The organism is Bacillus cereus group sp. N11, assembly GCF_016483605.1.
In the GTDB taxonomy this organism is placed as follows: domain Bacteria; phylum Bacillota; class Bacilli; order Bacillales; family Bacillaceae_G; genus Bacillus_A; species Bacillus_A toyonensis.
In genome coordinates this window covers 151,535-171,076 of sequence record NZ_JAEHBN010000003.1, presented here as the reverse complement: position 1 = coordinate 171,076, position 19,542 = coordinate 151,535, and the positions used below count along the sequence as shown (strand labels likewise).

Sequence of the window (19,542 nt, the reverse complement as noted above, 5' to 3'; positions counted from 1 at the left end):
ACTAAACCTCATAGACATACCCCACATCATTTTCGCTTCAAAAATGAATTTCATACTTAAGTTAAAACAGTTACAAGGAATAGGATAACATTTGTGTTCATTCCTTTTTGTAATAATTGTGGATATACATAATTATTTTTTGGAAAACAATTTACAGTAATATTACGTTTTTTAGAGGGGAAATCAAGTTGTCAAAATCACTAATAAATATAATTTATTAGTGATTTCAAAACTTGAGAAAATAATTCGTTTATTATTTTGATTACAATATAAGGTAGTATTAGAATGTAGCGTGGAAAGGTAGAGAAAATAAACTGCATATCAAAAGGAGGATGCTTTTGGATAGTTATGTTTGGATTATGAATATCAGAATAAAAACTATACAATTTAATGAGTGGTAGTGTACATTTGGACGTGTAATTCGCGATAGAAATACTAGTGGCAAATTATATCTTAAAGCAGTGTGTTAGGCTCTAACCACAGGAACTGCGATGGACGTTAGGGATTTAGATATTCTACGTTTCAAACATAGTAATGGTATTAAATTCTGAATAATTCAAATTAAGTCAAATTAAATGGGGAGTCCTTATGAAGAAACTTTTAGTTATATTTCAAAATGGGAATTACTCGAGGCTGTTTTTTGCATCTTTTACTTCACAAATGGGTAGTACAATTGGTTTAACTGCACTTATGTTTTATTTTTTAAATCGTTTTTCGCACCAACCTGCATATGCAACTATTACGGAGCTGATGTTGTCTTTGCCCACATTAGTAGTATTTTTTCTTGTTGGTGTAGTTACTGATAGGATTGATCGACAAAAAATAGCTCAAAATTGTGATTGGATCTGTTTTATATTATCGCTCTTATTATTGTGGTCTCTTTTTCTAAACTGGATGCCAGTAGCATTTGCACTGTTATTTTTAAGAAGTATGGTAAAGAGCTTTTTTACACCTGCACAATCATCCCTTGTACAAGGTGTTTTAACAAGAGATGATTATGCTACTGCAGTTGGTTTGAATCAGATGATTTCAAGTTTGTTTATGCTTTTTGGTAGTGGTATCGGGATTTATTGTTATTGGGTAATCGGTATTTATGGTGCAATCTTAATAGATGCAATTAGTTTTTTTATTAGTGCTCTTCTTATAAAATCTTGTAGAATGTCAGAAGAAATTCGTATGCCAAACGGAAAACATAATATCAAGGATTTGAACATTTCAATTGTAATGAAGGATTTTGTGAAGGGAATACGATATATTTTGAACCACAACTTGTTACTTACACTTATCTCCGGATTTATAGTTTTCGGAATTTTAAATGGAGGGCTCTCAGTGATGCAGGTATTTATTTTAAAATACAAACTTGCCCCAAGAAACTATGAAGAAGTTTCAATTATATTAAGTATAGTCTTTGGTATAGGAATTTTACTTGGTAGTGTTATAGCATCTATACTTTCCCAAAAAATAAAGCTTTATCATTTACTAATTTTAGCTTTGTTTATTGGAGGAGGAGCGACTATTTTGAGTTCATTAGTCAATACAGTTTGGCTGTATGTTATTTGTACGGGTATAGTTGCCCTAGCACTTCCAATGATTAATGTAGCTATTGGAGGTTGGATTCCGAAAATAGTAAATCCAAAAATGATGGGGAGAGTACACGGGTGTATTAATCCTTTGATGATGCTCTCACAGTCACTAACCTTACTTTTTATTGCCGGATTTTACCCAGGTATTCTTGCAGTTGAAACTCTTTTTTGGATAGTAGGCGGATGTTTAATATTTGTAGGAGTTTTTTACATGATTAGCATTCCACGATTAATGAAAGTAGAAAAATCAGTTAGCATAACGCTCGAATAATTGTAGTTGATCAATTAATTTAACTAGGATTTGTGAGGGGTTTTATGGAGATTTTTGTTGTCAAAATTAAAGATATAAATGATCAAAAATTAGAAAATATTTGTTCGTGGATAGATGAAGAGAAAAGATATAGAATAAAAAAATTTATTAATAAAAAAGATAAAATTAGAACCTTGATTGGTGAATTACTAGTAAGGACTCTAACAAATAAAAAGCTTAAAATCGGTAATGAAAGAATAGTATGGGGGAAAAATCATTATGGAAAACCTTATTTAAAGGGGTATCCGAATTATTACTTTAACATTTCACATTCGGGAGAATTTGTAGTATGTGCAATTAGTAATAACCCTGTTGGAATTGATATTGAACAAATAAAACAGATTGAATACAAAGAAATAGCAAAAAGTTTTTTCTGTGATAGTGAATATGCTTATATACAAAAAGGTGATGTTAATCATCAATTGAGGAAGTTTTATGAGGTATGGACATTGAAGGAGAGTTATATTAAATGCTATGGAAGCGGATTATCAATGTCACTAAAATCATTTTCTATTAATATAGATAGTCACAAAGCTGTTCGTATACTTTCCGATAATGGAGAAAAAAGTAATTCTTATTCAATGGAGATTTTTGATATAGAGTTAGAATACAAAATGGCTGTATGTTCATTAAATGAAGAAATTTCTAGTAATATAACAGTGATTAACCAAGATATTATTATTAATGATTTTTACAAACTTTTATCAGATAGAGGTGCATTTTAATGATGTTATTTTGTTTGCCTTATGCAGGAGGATCCGAAGCGTTATATTATAAATGGGGTGATTATCTAACCCCATCTATAAATCTATGTCCAGTACTGTTAAAGGGAAGAGGAAAAAGATTTAATGAACCATTTTATAATAGCTTAGAAGAAGCGGTAGATGACATCTTTGATAATATTCGGGATAAAATAGGTGAGGAAGATTATGCAATTTATGGACATAGTATGGGGAGCCTATTAGCGTATGAATTATACTATAAAATAATAGGAATGGGATTGAAGAAACCCAAGCATATCTTTTTTTCCGGATACAAAGCACCGAGTGAAAGGGAAAAGAAGGAGATAACTTATAATTTACCAAATAACGAGTTTAAAAATAGAGTTATAGAATTAGGGGGAACACCAGAAGAATTAATTCGTAACGAAGAATTGTTCGAATTTTTCATTCCTTTACTAAAACATGATTTTAAAATAGTTGAAACATATGAATATAAAGAACAAGCGGACAAAATCACATGCGATATTACTGTATTAAACGGAACAGAAGATTTAATTAGTCTAAAAGGCATAATTGGTTGGAAGAAGCATACTTGTGGAAATTTTAAGATTTATAATTTGGAAGGAAATCATTTCTTTATAAATAACAATGTGGAAAAAATTACAACAATAATAAATGATACGTTAACTGAGGTTTTAAATTAGATTCCTCTGCTATATACCAATAGTTATCCTTACTTATTCATTTTCTTAATTATGTGCTGTAGTAGCGTTATCTGTAACTTGATATGAGTTTTAATATTTGTCTTTAATTAAATTACCGCAAAAATTTCTGATTATTTTAATTATTCAGCTAAATTTTTTTCATATGTTTTTTGCATGAAAATAAGGAAATTTTTCTCGTAGTAAGTTAAATTCTTTTATAGAATTCCTTTTATTAACTTATAAATAGGGGGGATTGTATACCTTGTTATGAACGATGAATTTTTTATTTAATTCATTCTCTATATTTTTAACAGTAATAAAATAATAAATAATTTTGGTAATTGATAATTACTAAAAAAGGGGAAATTCAATATGTCTATTAAGAATTCTGGTGAAATAAACAAGGATGGTATAAGAACTTACGATGAGATTACAGTAGCAGAGCAAGATATGATATTAAATAAATTCAATTCCACCAAAACCGAATATCCAAGAAATAAGAACATAAACCAGCTATTTGAAGAACAAGTGGAGAGAACACCTGAAGATATTGCAGTTGTGTTTAAAGATAAACAACTCACATACAGGGAACTTAACGAGAAATCCAATCAATTAGCAAGGATGTTAAGGAATAAGGGCGTTAATACAGATGCTATTATAGGATTAATGACGGATAGATCACTTGAAATGATAATTGGAATAATGGGTATTTTAAAATCTGGAGCAGCTTACCTCCCAATTGATCCTGATACTCCAAAAGCAAGAATTGATTATATGTTACGGGATAGTCATGCCATGATTTTATTGACTCAAGAGAAATTCATTAAGAAAATCGAATATGATTTAGAAATAATTAATTTGGACGATCTAGATTCAAGTGACTTAAGTACAGGTAATCTGAAACATGTAAATCGTTTTGATGATACAGCTTATATTATTTATACTTCGGGTTCTACTGGAATACCAAAGGGAGTTATCATTTCGCATTATAGTGCTATCAGAGTCGTTCGAAATACAAATTACATAGCAATAAAAAATAATGATACCATTCTGCAGCTTTCGAATTATTCTTTTGATGGATCAATTTTTGATATATATGGTGCTCTGTTAAATGGGGCGAAATTAGTAGTGATAGAAAAAGATACAGTCACGGATATAAATAAGCTTGGAAATATAATTAAGCAAGAAAACATAAACGTGATGTTTATTACAACTGCTTTATTTAATGCGCTTGTAGATATAAAAATAGATTGTTTAATTAATATAAGAAAAATATTATTTGGAGGAGAAAGAATTTCAGTCTCCCATGCAAGAAAAGCATTAGAATTTCTGGGGAAAGATAAACTCATTCATGTATACGGACCAACGGAAAGTACTGTTTTTGCCACATATTACTTTATAAATGAAATAGATGAGGATGTTAACACTCTACCCATAGGTAAACCGTTAGCAAATACTTCAGTTTATATAGTAGATGAAGAGAAAAATTTACTTCCTATTGGTGAACCTGGAGAACTTTGTATTTCTGGTGATGGATTAACTAAAGGGTACTTAAATAATGAGCAGTTAACATTAGAGAAATTCGTTAAAAACCCATTTGCAGAAGGAGAGCGTTTATACCACACAGGAGATTTGGCTAGGTGGTTACCTGATGGGAATATTGAATTTATAGGAAGAATTGACCATCAAGTAAAGGTTCGGGGATTTAGGATTGAACTTGGAGAGATAGAGAGTCAGTTATTAAAGCATCCAAATGTAAAAGAAACTGTAGTTGTAGCAAGAGAAGAAAAGGACAAGAGCAATTATATTTGTGCATATCTAACATTAGTGGGAGAAGTTACTGTTGAAGAATTAAGAAGATTTTTAGGTGAAAAATTACCTGAATATATGATTCCTACTTATTTTCTTAAGTTAGATAAAATGCCGTTAACAGCAAATGGAAAAATAGATAAAAAGTCTTTACCTGAACCAGATCGAAGTTTTAATACCGAGGTTGAATATGAGGAACCAAGAAATGAGATTGAAAAACAGCTCGTTTTAATGTGGCAGGAAACTTTGAATATAAATAAAGTTGGTATTAATGACAGTTTTGCAATTCTTGGTGGGCATTCGATAAATGCAATGGAGCTTTTATCTAAAATGAATGACAGGTTAAGTGTTGATTTACCATTAAAAGAACTGTTTAGATTATCTACAATAAAGAAAATAAGTGCTTACATTGAAACAAACAAGGGAGAAATTATAGAGAACCGACAATTTACAAAAACTACAGATTTAAAGAATTTACATGAACCTTTCCCACTTACAGGTATACAATTAGCCTATTTAATAGGTAGAGATCCGGCTTTTGAAATTGGTGGCGCAGCTACAAATTTAACAGTCGAATTTGAAATAGATATTAATATAGATAGGTTTAATAGTGCATTACAAAAATTAATTAATAGACATCCAATACTAAGAACAATAGTTTTTGAAAATGGAACACAAAGAATCTTAGAAGGAGAACTTCTTTATTCTGTAGACACAGTAGATGTAAGGAATTTAAATCAAGAAGATATAATGATACGTATATTGGAACAAAGACAAAAAATGATAGCTAAAATCATAGATCCAAGTACTTGGCCATTATTTGAGATAAAAGCATTTATATTACCCAATAACCAAAAATATTTTTGGTTAAATATAGATCCGCTAATTTGTGATGACAGTAGCATGAAAATATTAATCAAGGAATTTAAAATGTTTTACAATCAGCCAAGTCTGCAGCTGCCTGACCTGGAGTATAATTTTAGAGACTATGTTTTAGCAACCAATGAATTTAGGCAATCTAATCGATATAAAAAAGATGAGAAGTACTGGTTAAATAAATTGGATAATTTCCCAAGTGCACCAGCATTGCCTTTAAAATGCAACCCATTAGAAATTGAGAAACCTACATTCGATAAATGTTCGGAATTTTTAGAACGTGAAACATGGAATAAATTAAAACAAAAAGCAAGAGAAAAAAATCTTACCCCTACATCGGTTTTATGTGCTGCATATGCTTATGTCTTAGCATATTGGAGTAATCAGAGTCAATTTGCAGTAAATTTAACTGTTTTTAATCGGATACCGTTTCATCAAGACGTAAAAAAAATCATTGGAGATTTCACAACTCTAATGTTATTAGATATTAATGCGAAAGATAGTATTGAGTCATTTTGGAAATTTGCTGCGAAGGTACAGGATACATTGTTAGAAGCTCTTGAACATAGACATTATGATGGTGTGGATTTTATAAGAGCTATTGGGAAAAAACATAGAATGGTTAATCAAGCTATAATGCCTATTGTCTTCACAAGTGTATTGAGTGAGGACTCAGATGATTCATTTGATCATTTGATAGACTTTGAAAAAATTAAATTTTTTAGTACAAGAACATCCCAAGTTTATATAGATAACCAAGTTTATGAATTAAATGGAGGTTTATATATTACATGGGATTACGTTGAACAATTATTTGAGAGCAATGTTATTAAATCAATGTTTGAACAATATATAAATGTATTAAATCAGGTTATATTTAATGATCAAGTGTCAGGTATTAACCTTAGTGAGAATAGCATAAAAGTTATTGAAACCTATAATGATACAAACAAAAAGTTTGATAAGTGTACTTTACATGAAATGTTTGTGAATCGAGCAAAACTAGTACCAGATAAGGTAGCTGTAATTCATCATGATGATTCGATAACTTATAAAGAACTAAATGAAAAATCGAATCAAATTGCAAGATACTTAATGGATAAGGGAGTTAGAAAAGGTGATTACATTGGTGTGATAGGTAAGCGATGTATAGATACCATTATAAATTTGTTTGCTGTTTTAAAGGCTGGAGCAGCATATATACCGCTGGATCCTGATTATCCGGAAGAAAGAAAAGAATATATAAAAAAGAAAAGTAATTGTAAGTTTTTTATAACACCTTCTACCTATAAAGATGAAAATATTAGGGAATATTCTAGTGATGAAGTCAATATAAAAGTAGATGAAACAGATATGGCATATGTTATTTTTACTTCTGGTAGTACAGGAAAACCTAAAGGAGTTCAAATAACTCATGGTGCAGCAACAAATACAATTATAGATATTAACGAAAAATTCTGTGTGACAGAAAATGATAAAATTATGGGGATTTCTTCACTGTGCTTTGATTTGTCAGTTTATGATGTTTTTGGTGCATTGAGCTGTGGAGCGGCTCTTGTAATTATAGATGATCAAAGGGATGTATATAACTTAAAAAGAGTTGTAAAGAAAGAAGGAATCACAATTTGGAACTCAGTTCCAGCAATTATGGAACTGACAGTGGACTTATATAATGATAGTGAACAGGATGATAGTCTAAGGCTTGTATTGCTTAGTGGGGACTGGATACCGCTGGAACTTCCTCAGAAGATAAAGAAAACTTTCAAAAATGCGGAAGTTATTAGCTTAGGTGGAGCAACTGAGGGGTCAATATGGTCCATATATTACCCTATTAAGGAAATTAAGGGTGATTGGAAAAGTATACCATATGGAATGCCGTTGGCTAACCAGAAAATTTATGTATTAAATCAAAACAAGCAATTGTGTCCCGTGGATGTAGAGGGAGAATTGTACATTGGTGGAGTGGGAGTAGCAAGTGGGTATATAAATGATATTGAAAAAACTAAGATGTCATTTATTTTGCACGAAGAATTAGGATATATTTATAAAACTGGTGATTATGGCGTGTTAAAAGAGGACGGATATGTCGAATTTTTAGGAAGAAAAGACAGTCAAGTTAAGATAAGGGGATATAGGGTAGAATTAGGGGAAATTGAAAATTGTATAATCAAATATAAAGGTGTAAATAAAACAGTAGTAATTGACTATACAAACGATAATAAAATGAAAAGCCTATATGCTTTTGTAGTTTCAGATGAAGACATAAACCCAAATGAACTAAAACAATATTTGCAAAATCAGCTCCCGAATTATATGATTCCATCAAGATTTTTCAAAATAGATGAAATACCATTGACTGTAAATGGGAAAGTAAATAAGAGTATTTTGGGGGAGTTAATAAAAAATCATGAACTAGATGAAGTTGCAGCAACTAAATGTGAAGAAGCAGAAAATGAAACTCAAGCCCAAATATTAGATATATGGAAAGATGTATTCGGAATAGAAAACATAGGAATAGATACTAATTACTATGAAATAGGCGGAGATTCATTAAAAGCGATATCGATTGTTACTGAAATTAAAAAGAGAATGAATATAGAGGTGCCGATAGGAGAAATATTTAAAAATGATACTATAAAGGTATTAGATCAATATTTGAAAAATAGCCAAGACAATCATAGGGGAAATATGATTGAAAGGATATCGAAAAAGGATTATTATGCCACATCGCCTTCTCAAAAACGAATGTACATGCTTTCTATGATGGAAAATAATAGAGGAGCATATCATATTCCTATGGCGTTACTTGTTGAAGGTGAAATGGAATGTAATAGACTTGAAAATGCATTTAGAAAATTTATAGATAGACATGAAATCCTGAGAACAGGATTTGAAGTATTAGATAATGAATTAGTTCAAAGGGTTTATGATAAAGTTGATTTTGCTTTGGAATACCAATGTTTAGATATAGTTGTAACAGATGATGAAGGTTTAAGAGATTTAACTAGCAAAATGTGTAAGGAATCAACAAAGCCTTTTGATTTAAGTAAGCCATCATTAATGAGAGCTAAACTAATTAAAATCGGAGTAGAGAAGCATATATTGGTTGTTAACTTCCATCACTTAATAGCAGATGGGGTATCACAAGGAATATTTATGAATGAAATACTCGATTTATATAACAATCTTGATTTACCTAAGATAAATATACAATACAAGGATTATGTAGAATGGAATAATACGTATAATCAATCTAATGCTATAAAAAAACAAGAGCAATATTGGCTGAATTTATACAGTCATCTGCCATCTAAATTAGAATTACCTTATGATTATAGAAATGAAAATATAGATACCTTTGCAGGAGAAAATGCATACTTTCATATAGGAAAAGAGTTATCTGAACAGATAAGAAGGGTAGCTAAGGATACAGGATCGACTTTATATATGCTTATGCTTAGCGCTTATCATATATTACTTCACAAATATACGGGAAAAACTGATATTGTTGTCGGAACAGCAGCATCAGGTAGGTTACATCAAGATTTACAAAATATTTTTGGTGTGTTCGTCAACACTATTGCTTTAAGAAACAATATAGATGCTACAAAAAGTTTTAAAGAAATTTTGGAACAGGTAAAAGAAAATACAATTACAGCATTTGAAAACTCAGAGTATCAGTTTGACGAACTAATTCGTAGTATAGACTATGAAAGAGACTCTAATAGAAACCCTTTATTTGATACCATGTTTGTATTGGAAGACGCTAAATTATTTACTAAGAAGCAAGGTGCTTTAAATCTTAGTCCAATAATATTTGAATTAGATAATGCAAAATTCGATATCACTTTTAATATTTTAGATTATGACGATGAGATTGTGTTAAATGTCGAATATAGTACTGGATTATTCAAAAGAGACACAATATTAAGAATGACAGAAAATTATATTAATATTCTAAGGGAAATATCAAGGAATCTTTCGATAAGTGTAAATAAAATAGATATGATTCCACAAGAAGAAAAGCGCTTTTTATTGTATGAACATAACGATACAAATGTAGATTTCTCTAAAAACCAGTTAATACACAAGTTATTTGAAGAACAAGTAGAACGAACGCCAGGTAGCATTGCAGTTGTTTTTGAAGATAAGAAATTGACATATAGGGAGTTAAATGAAAAATCTAATCAATTGGCAAGAGCGTTAAGAGAAAATGGTGTTGGTCCTGATAAAATAGTAGGAATATTATTAGAACGTTCAGTTGATGTGATTGTGGGAATTATGGGGATTTTAAAAGCTGGTGGTGCGTATTTACCAATTGATCCTACATATCCTATAGATAGAATTAAATATATACTTCAAGATAGTCAAACTGAAATATTATTGACCCAGGATAAATTAATTAATTTAGTTGATTGTACAGAAGTTGATGATATTAGCATTATTAATATTCATAATGAGCATTTGTTTAAATACGAAACCGAGAACTTACGTATTGATAGCAGCAGTAAAGATTTAGTCTATGTCATTTATACATCTGGTTCTACTGGAAAGCCAAAAGGAGTTATGGTGGAGCATCATTCATTGGTGAACTTATGTAATTGGCATAATTCTTTCAATGAAATAAGTGAAACCGATAAAAATGCCAGTTATGCAAGTATAAGTTTTGATGCATTTGCTTGGGAAGTATTTCCTTATATCATAGCGGGTTCAGAGATTCATATTATAAATGATAATTTAAAATTAGATATTACGAAATTAAACAAATATTTTATTGAAAAAGAGATTACAATAAGCTTTTTACCTACACAAGTATGTGAACAATTTTTAATGCTTGAGAATACATCTTTAAGGAGATTATTAACAGGTGGAGATAAACTAAATTATTTTGAAAATAAAAGTTACCAGATTGTTAATAACTATGGTCCTACAGAGAATTCAGTAGTAACAACAAGCTTTATTATAGAAAATTCTTATGACAATATACCAATAGGAAAACCAATTTGTAATACAAAAGTCTTTATTTTAAACGAATCTAATGGGCTTTGTCCATTGGGAGTGCCAGGCGAGCTTTGTATCAGTGGAGAAGGTTTGGCCCGTGGTTATTTAAATAGACCAGAGCTCACAGCAGAAAAATTCATTCCAAATCCTTTCATTCCAGGAGAGAGAATGTATCGAACAGGAGACCTTGTGAGAATGTTACCTGATGGAAATATTGAGTTTTTAGGAAGAATTGACCATCAAGTGAAGATTCGAGGTTTCAGGATTGAACTGGGTGAGATAGAGAGTCAACTTCTAAAATATAAGGAAGTAAAAGAAGCTGTTGTTATCGCAAGAGAAGATAATAATAATCATCAATATTTATGTGCGTACTTTACTTCTGAAACATCGGAGGACGAGACTAGGATTCAAGAAATTCGAAAGTTTTTGGCAAAAGAGCTGCCAGAGTATATGATTCCTGCTTTTTTTGTTCAACTAGACAAGCTACCACTTACGACAAATGGGAAAGTGGATCGAAAGGCTTTACCAAGTCCTGATGGAAGTTCGGTTGCAGGAGTAGTAGAGTATGAGGCGCCAAGGAATACAGTCGAAGAAAAGCTTGTATCCATTTGGCAAGATATTTTAGATATAAAAAACATAGGAATTCAACACAACTTTTTTGAAATTGGAGGCCATTCACTGAAAGCGACTACGATGGTTTCTAAAATCCATAAGGAACTTATGGTAGAGATACCTTTACGACAAATCTTCCAAGCACCTACTATAAAAGGGATTGGAGAATTTATTGACTCTACAAAAGAAAGTGTATATGCATCCATCAAAAAAGTAGAAGAACAAGATTATTATCCGCTTTCATCTGCCCAAAGAAGACTCTATATTTTAAACAAAATAGAGGGTAGCGGAGTATCTTATAATATGCCTTTCGCTATGAAAATAAAAGGTGATTTGGATGTTCATCAGCTTGAGAAGGCTTTCCATAAATTAATCGAAAGACATGAGGCTTTAAGAACTTCTTTTGTAATGGTAGATGGTGAACCAGTTCAAAAGATTGAAAAAGGCATAGCTTTCCAAGTGACGTATAGAGAAATGGGTACCGATAAGCTAGATGATATAATCAATGGATTTGTTAAACCGTTTGATTTGGAGAAAGCTCCTCTTTTACGGGTTGAAATCATACATGTCACAGATAATGAGCACGTGATGGTATTAGATATGCATCATATCATTTCAGATGGTGTATCAATGGGGATTTTCATGCAGGAATTAGCTGAATTATATAATGGTCAAAAATTATCTCCATTAAGCATTCAATATAAAGATTATTCTGCGTGGCAAAGAGGCTTGCTTACTCAAGAAGAAATCAAAAAGCAAGAAAAGTATTGGATGAATGTGTTCAATGAAGAAGTACCAGTACTAAATATGCCAACAGACTATAAAAGGCCAAAAAGAAGAAGTTTTGCTGGAGATAGAATCAATTTAAAAATCAATAGTGAAACTTATAATCAGTTAAACAAGTTGGCTACAGAAAATGAAGTTACTATGTATATGCTGATGTTAGCAGGATACACGACTTTGCTTTCTAAATATTCAGGGCAAGAGGATATAGTAGTAGGATCACCAATTGCAGGAAGAAAACATGTAGATTTAAATAATGTAATGGGAATGTTTGTGAATACCCTTGCGATGAGAAATTATCCAAAGGGCAATACATCTTTTAAAGAGTACTTAAAAGAAGTAAAAGAAAATACATTGAAAGCATATGAAAATCAGGATTATCAATTTGAAGAATTGGTAGAAAAGGTAAATGTGAGAAGAGACATTTCACGAAATCCACTATTTGATACGATGCTTGTATTTCAACACACTGATAATATGCTATTAAATTTAGATGATTTAAAGGTTAGCATGTTAGAAGATCAGCGGAAAATAGTTAAGTTTGATATTACTATACATGTAAGTGAGTTAGAGGATGGATTAGGACTAGAAATTGAATACTGTACGGCTCTCTATAATAAGGAGACAATAGAGAAGTTTTTAGAGCATTTTATAAATATCTTAAGAGAAGTAGTAAAAAATCCAGAGCAGAAATTAAGTGAAATAGATATATTAACAGAGAAAGAAAAAAGTAAGTTATTAAACGAATTTAATAATACAAAAGGAAAATATGCTAAAGAAAAAACACTTCCAGAGCTTTTTGAAGAACAGGTAGAGAAGACACCTAATAATGTTGCACTTGTTTTCGAAAATCAAAGTATAACATATAAAGAACTAAATGAAAGGGCAAATAGCCTTGCGCATATACTTCGCGAAAAAGGAGTTGGTCCTGACGTAGTAACGGGAATAATGGTGGAACGCTCTATTGAAATGATAGTAGGTATAATGGGGATTTTAAAAGCTGGAGGAGCTTATTTACCAATTGATCCAACTTATCCTAGGAAAAGAAAAGAATATATGTTACGTAATAGCCATATAGAGATACTATGCGTAACGAATGATGTTCATAGCGATATATCTTTTCATGGACAAATTATACAATTAGATAAATTAAAATATGGAGAAAATAGAACGAACATCAGTAAAATAAATAGTCCCCGAAATTTAGCTTATGTAATATATACATCAGGTTCTACAGGGAATCCTAAAGGGGTAATGATAGAACAAAATAGTGTAAATAACTTAGTCAATGGGTTAAATGATGTAATTTATAAAAAAATTAATACTAATGTTAATGTCGCGTTGCTAGCACCATTTATATTTGATGCATCGGTGAAACAAATATTTGCAACATTACTTCTAGGACATACCTTATTTGTTGTGCCAAAGGAAGTAAGTTGGGATGCAATGAGTTTAATTGAGTATTATGCAACAAATAAAATACATGTATCCGATGCTACTCCGGCACATTTAACAATGCTTAGCTATGTAAAAAAAATAGAACAAGAATTAGAAATTAAAGAATTTATTGTAGGAGGAGAGGCATTAACGCCTTATTTAATCAAAGGTTTATTTGAAAAATTCGCCAATCTTAAACCTAATATTACAAATGTTTATGGGCCTACAGAGTGTTGTGTAGATTCCACAAGCTATAGAATTGAGTTTGATCAAATAAGCAATGATAAGGTAATTCCGATTGGAAAACCAATTTTAAACACTAATATATATATATTAGACAAGGGAAATAATCTTCAGCCAATTGGAGTAGCTGGGGAACTGTGTGTATCAGGTGAGGGGATAGCAAGAGGATATTTGAATAATCTAGAATTAACAGCTGAGAGGTTTATTGAAAATCCATATGATAACGGTAAATCTATGTATCGTACTGGAGATCTTGCAAGATGGTTACCTGATGGGAATATAGAATTTTTAGGACGGATAGATCATCAGGTGAAAATACGTGGTTATCGAATTGAACTCGGAGAAATAGAAAGTCAACTGTCAACTCATCAAGATATCGAAGAAGTGATTGTTATAGCTAGAAAAGATAAGGAAAATAATCAATATTTATGTGCATATATCGTTTCAGAAAAAGAATTACATGCAAGGGAAATTAGAGAATATTTAGAACAGAAACTTCCGGATTATATGATTCCTGGATATTTTGTGAAATTAGATAAGCTTCCGTTAACAACGAACGGGAAAGTAGACAGAAAAGCACTTCCTGAACCAGATGGAAGCATTGATACTGGGGTAGAGTATGAGGAACCGAGAAATGAAGTGGAAGAAAAGCTCGTTGAAATTTGGAGAAGTATTATTGGGATAGAGGATATAGGGATTAATCATAATTTCTTTGTATCTGGAGGAGATTCCATTAAGGCAATCCAAATTATATCTAGATTATCTAGAATTGGCCTTAAATTAGAAATGAAAGATTTATTTGCACATCCAAAAATTAAAAATCTTGGAAAATATATAAAACGAGAAAAGAAAGAACAAAAGGTTCATGAAACAGTAAAGGGGGAAGTAGAATTAACCCCAATACAAAGCTGGTATTTTGAGAAAAACCAAGAAGAGATGAATCATTTTAACCAATCGTTCATGTTATTTAGAGAAAATGGATTTGATGAAAAACAGGTAGAAGAAATATTTAATAAAATTATGGAACATCATGATGCTTTACGCATGATATATAAAGAAAAAGAAGGAGAAATAATTCAATATAATAGAGGTTATGACAAGAACTTATTTGATTTATATATTTATGATGTTAAGGGCGTTGAGAATAAGGAAGAGAAGGTATATGAAATTGCTACAAGTATTCAAAAAGAGATGGATATTAAAGAAGGTAAACTTGTAAAGCTTTGTATATTTAAATCGGATGAAGGAGATCATCTTCTGATTGCGATTCATCACCTTGTAGTGGATGGGGTATCATGGAGAATCCTACTCGAAGATTTGGAGACTTTATATTCACAACTAGAAAAGGGTGAAAAGCTAGAAATAGGATTCAAAACAGATTCCTATAAAGAATTTGCATCAAAGTTAAAAGCTTATAGCGTGAGTAGGGAATTAATGAAAGAAAGGGAATATTGGACAAGCATATCAAAAGAGAATGTACAGTTTATCCCTAAAAAGAAAGAAATCACAAAAAACAACTTTGAAAATAGTAGTACGGTAAGTATTACATTAGATAAAGAACTCACTACATCTTTACTTAGAAAAACAAATAGGGCATATAACACAGAAATAAATGATATTTTATTAACAGCTTTAGCAGTTGGAATCAGAGAATTGACGGGGAAATACAAGCTAAAAGTAAATATGGAAGGGCATGGAAGAGAAGACGTAATAGAGAATTTCGAAATCAATAGGACTGTTGGCTGGTTCACGACGATGTATCCAGTGATTTTAGATATAGTGAACGAAAATGAACTTTCGACCAACATAAAGACAGTTAAAGAAACTTTGAGGAAAATACCGAATAAAGGAATAGGTTATGGAGTATTAAAACATTTAGCAAAAGATAAGGGATTTGTGAATGAAGAAAAGGCACCAATTTCATTTAACTATTTAGGTGAATTGGATCAAGATATTAACAGGAAAGAGTTCTCTGCATCGAAATGGTCTATAGGTGAAACAGTCGGTAAGAAAATTACTAGGAATACATCTATAGAAATGAATTCAATGGTTTTAAATGGTGAATTGGTTATTCATACAACATTTAATGAATTAGAGTACAGTGAAAAAATGATAAAGGATTTAAATCAGAAATATAAAGAAAGTCTTGAAATAATAATTAATCACTGTGCGAATAAAGTAGAACCAGATCAAACACCTTTTGATTATGGAGATATAAATATAACATTAGAAGAACTTGAAGAAATAAAAGAAAAATACAATGGTTTTACTATCGAGAAAATATATCCGTTAGCAAATATGCAAAAAGGGATGTTATTCCATGCATTAGAAGATAAAAATTCAAGTATGTATTTTGAACAAATTGTAATGGATATAAAAGGGACTGTAGATGTAGATATTTTAGAAAAATCATTTAATACAATAATCAGGAGACACGAAATATTAAGAGCAGCATTTGAGTATGAATTAGTGGAGGAACCAAGACACGTCATACTTCAGGATAGAAAAGTAGGTTTCAACTATTATGATATTCAAGACGAAAGCATTGAGCAGAAAACAAAGTTTATAGAGAATTATTTACAAAATGATAAACAAAAAGGCTTTAATTTAAGTAAAGACACATTAATGAGAATTAGCTTAATTCAAATGAATCAGGATTCATATAAATTGGTGTGGAGTCATCATCACATATTGTTAGATGGATGGTGTCTTGGGATTATATTAGGTGAGTTATTTGATGTTTATGGAAGAAAGATGAAAGGTGAAGAGAGCCATTTAGCGGAGCCAACACCATATAGTGATTATATAAGATGGTTGGAAGAACAGGATAAAGAAGAAGGATTAGCACATTGGAAGAGCTATTTGGATGGATATGAAGAACAAGCACAGGTTCCTAAAATCTTGAATAAAGTTAATGAGTATAAAAGAAAAGAAAAAATGATAGAATTTTCAAAAGAAATGACTCGTAACATTATTCAACTCGCAAATAGAAATCAAGTTACTTTTAATACCGTACTGCAGACAATTTGGGGCATTCTTTTAGCGAGGTACAATAATATAGAAGATGTTGTATTTGGAACAGTCGTATCAGGAAGAGAGGCAAAAGTAGAAGGAATTGAAGCGATGGTAGGATTATTCATTAATACAATTCCGACTCGAATTAAACTGGAAAAAGATAGTAGTTTTAAAGAGGTTTTAAGAAATGTCCAGGATGAATCAATAGAAAATAATAAATATAACTATATAAATTTAGCTGAAATTCAATCTTTACATGGTCTAAAAAGAAATCTAATTGATCATGTAATGGTATTTCAAAATTATTCAATGGATGATAGTAGTTTTAATCATGTAGAAAATAATACAGGTTTTATGTGTCAAAATATAAGGGGAGAAGAGCAAACCAATTATGGATTCAACATTGTAGCAATTCCTGGAGAACAGTTAGTATTAAAATTAACTTATAACGAAAAGATTTATCCACAGAAAATAATAGACAATATAGAAATGCATCTTAAAAAAGTAACGGAACAAGTTGTTATAAATGAGGATAAGAAATTAAATGAGATAGACATAATCCCAGAGAAAGAGCGAAATGCATTATTGTATAGATTTAATGATACAAAGACGAATTATCCGAAGGATAAGACTATACATCAGCTGTTTGAGGAACAGGTAGAGAAAACGCCTAATCATATTGCCGTTGAATTTGAAGGCACTAAAATGACGTATCAAGAATTAAATGAAAGGTCTAATCAAGTTGCTAGATGGTTACGAGATAAAGGGGTTACTGCAAATACAATTGTGGGAATTATGGTTGAGAGATCCCCTGAGATGATAATTGGAATAATGGGTATCTTAAAATCAGGTTCAGCTTATTTGCCGATAGATCCTAAATCTCCTCAGGATAGAATCAAATTTATGATACAAGATAGTGATATTCAAATTCTATTAACGCAGGAGAAGTTCATTAATGATTCCTCATTGAGTGTAGAGAAGGTTAGTTTAGATAAGAGTGAGAATTTTCAATTGAGTAAAGAGAATTTAGCTCCTATCAATGATTCTGGGAACATAGCTTATATCATATATACATCGGGCTCTACTGGAGTACCAAAAGGTGTGGTTACATCACACTCTAATGCAGTAAGAGTTGTTCGTGACACAAACTATATTAAGATTGATGCAGATGATATTATTTTACAGCTTTCAAATTATTCTTTTGATGGATCCGTATTTGATATCTACGGTGCATTGTTAAATGGTGCGAAATTAGTGATGGTATCAATAGATACAGTATTGAATTTAAGTAAGCTAACAAAATTAATAAAAGAAGAAAAAATTAGTGTTATGTTTATAACTACAGCCTTATTTAATACGTTGGTTGATTTAGAAATAGAGTGTTTATCTAATATAAGAAAAATCCTTTTTGGTGGTGAAAGAATTTCAGTATCACATACAAAACGAGCATTGGAGTATCTAGGGAAAGATAAGCTGATTCATGTATACGGTCCGACAGAAAGTACTGTTTTTGCTACGTACTATTATATAAATGAAATCAATGAAGAATTCGACACAATACCAATTGGGAAGCCATTAGCAAATACTTCAGTATTTATAGTAGATGGAAATCAGAGACTACTTCCAATCGGCGTAGCTGGAGAACTTTGTTTAAGTGGAGCAGGGTTAGCTCATGGATATTTAAACCGACCAGATTTGACAGCAGAAAAGTTTGTCTCCAATCCATTTATACCAGAAGAAAAAATGTATCGAACAGGGGATCTTGTTAGGATGTTGCCTGATGGAAATATTGAGTTCTTAGGTAGAATAGATCATCAAGTGAAAGTTCGTGGTTTCAGGATTGAACTTGGTGAGATAGAGAGTCAGCTACTTAAATATAAAGAAGTAAAAGAAGCTATTGTTATCGTACGAGATGATATTCATGGTGAAAAATATATATGCGCTTACTTTACTTCTGAAACATGGAAAGATGAATTGATAATTCAAGAAATTAGAAAGTATCTAACTAAAAAGCTTCCAGAGTATATGATTCCTGCATTTTTTGTTCAACTTGATAAGCTACCGCTAACTACAAACGGGAAAGTAGACCGAAAGTCATTACCAAAGCCTGATGGGAATGTAACAACTGAGGTAGAGTACGTAGCACCAAGTAATTTTGTAGAAGAGACTATTATTTCAATTTGGGAAGAAATCCTAGGCATCAAATCTATTGGGATTTCTCATAACTTCTTTGAAATAGGAGGAAATTCACTGAAGTTAATGAGTGCTGTTGCTGCTATTAATAAAGTTTTAAATACAGATATAAGCATTCACAATTTCTTTGAGAATCCAAGTGTAATGGGTTTAGCAAATTATATCCTATCAACTGAACATGATCGTCAAAATAGTTCTTATGATTATGTTGAGGAAGAGGTATAACGGTTTAAAATGAAATTCATTTCTTTTGG

At 31.1% G+C, this 19,542-nt stretch carries 4 protein-coding genes; all 4 read left to right on the top strand.

All coding sequences use genetic code 11. The features are described 5' to 3' along the window. Positions 1-588 precede the first annotated feature (588 nt). The 4 genes from JDS98_RS06840 (at position 589) to JDS98_RS06825 (ending at position 19,513) form a co-directional block, all read left to right on the top strand. Complete coding sequence (locus JDS98_RS06840; protein ID WP_088123157.1) at positions 589-1,854, top strand: MFS transporter; 1,266 nt, start codon at positions 589-591, stop codon at positions 1,852-1,854. Positions 1,855-1,898: 44 nt separating this feature from the next. Further along, positions 1,899-2,618, top strand: a complete 720-nt coding sequence (locus JDS98_RS06835; RefSeq protein ID WP_199633687.1) for a 4'-phosphopantetheinyl transferase family protein — start codon at positions 1,899-1,901, stop codon at positions 2,616-2,618. Beyond that, positions 2,618-3,319, top strand: coding sequence for a thioesterase II family protein (locus JDS98_RS06830; protein WP_199633686.1), 702 nt, complete (start codon positions 2,618-2,620; stop codon positions 3,317-3,319). Before JDS98_RS06835 ends, JDS98_RS06830 begins: the two co-directional genes overlap by 1 nt. Before the next feature lie 372 nt (positions 3,320-3,691). Then, positions 3,692-19,513 (top strand): non-ribosomal peptide synthetase, encoded by a 15,822-nt coding sequence (locus JDS98_RS06825; RefSeq protein WP_199633685.1) that lies wholly within the window; start codon positions 3,692-3,694, stop codon positions 19,511-19,513. The last annotated feature ends 29 nt before the right edge of the window (positions 19,514-19,542 follow it).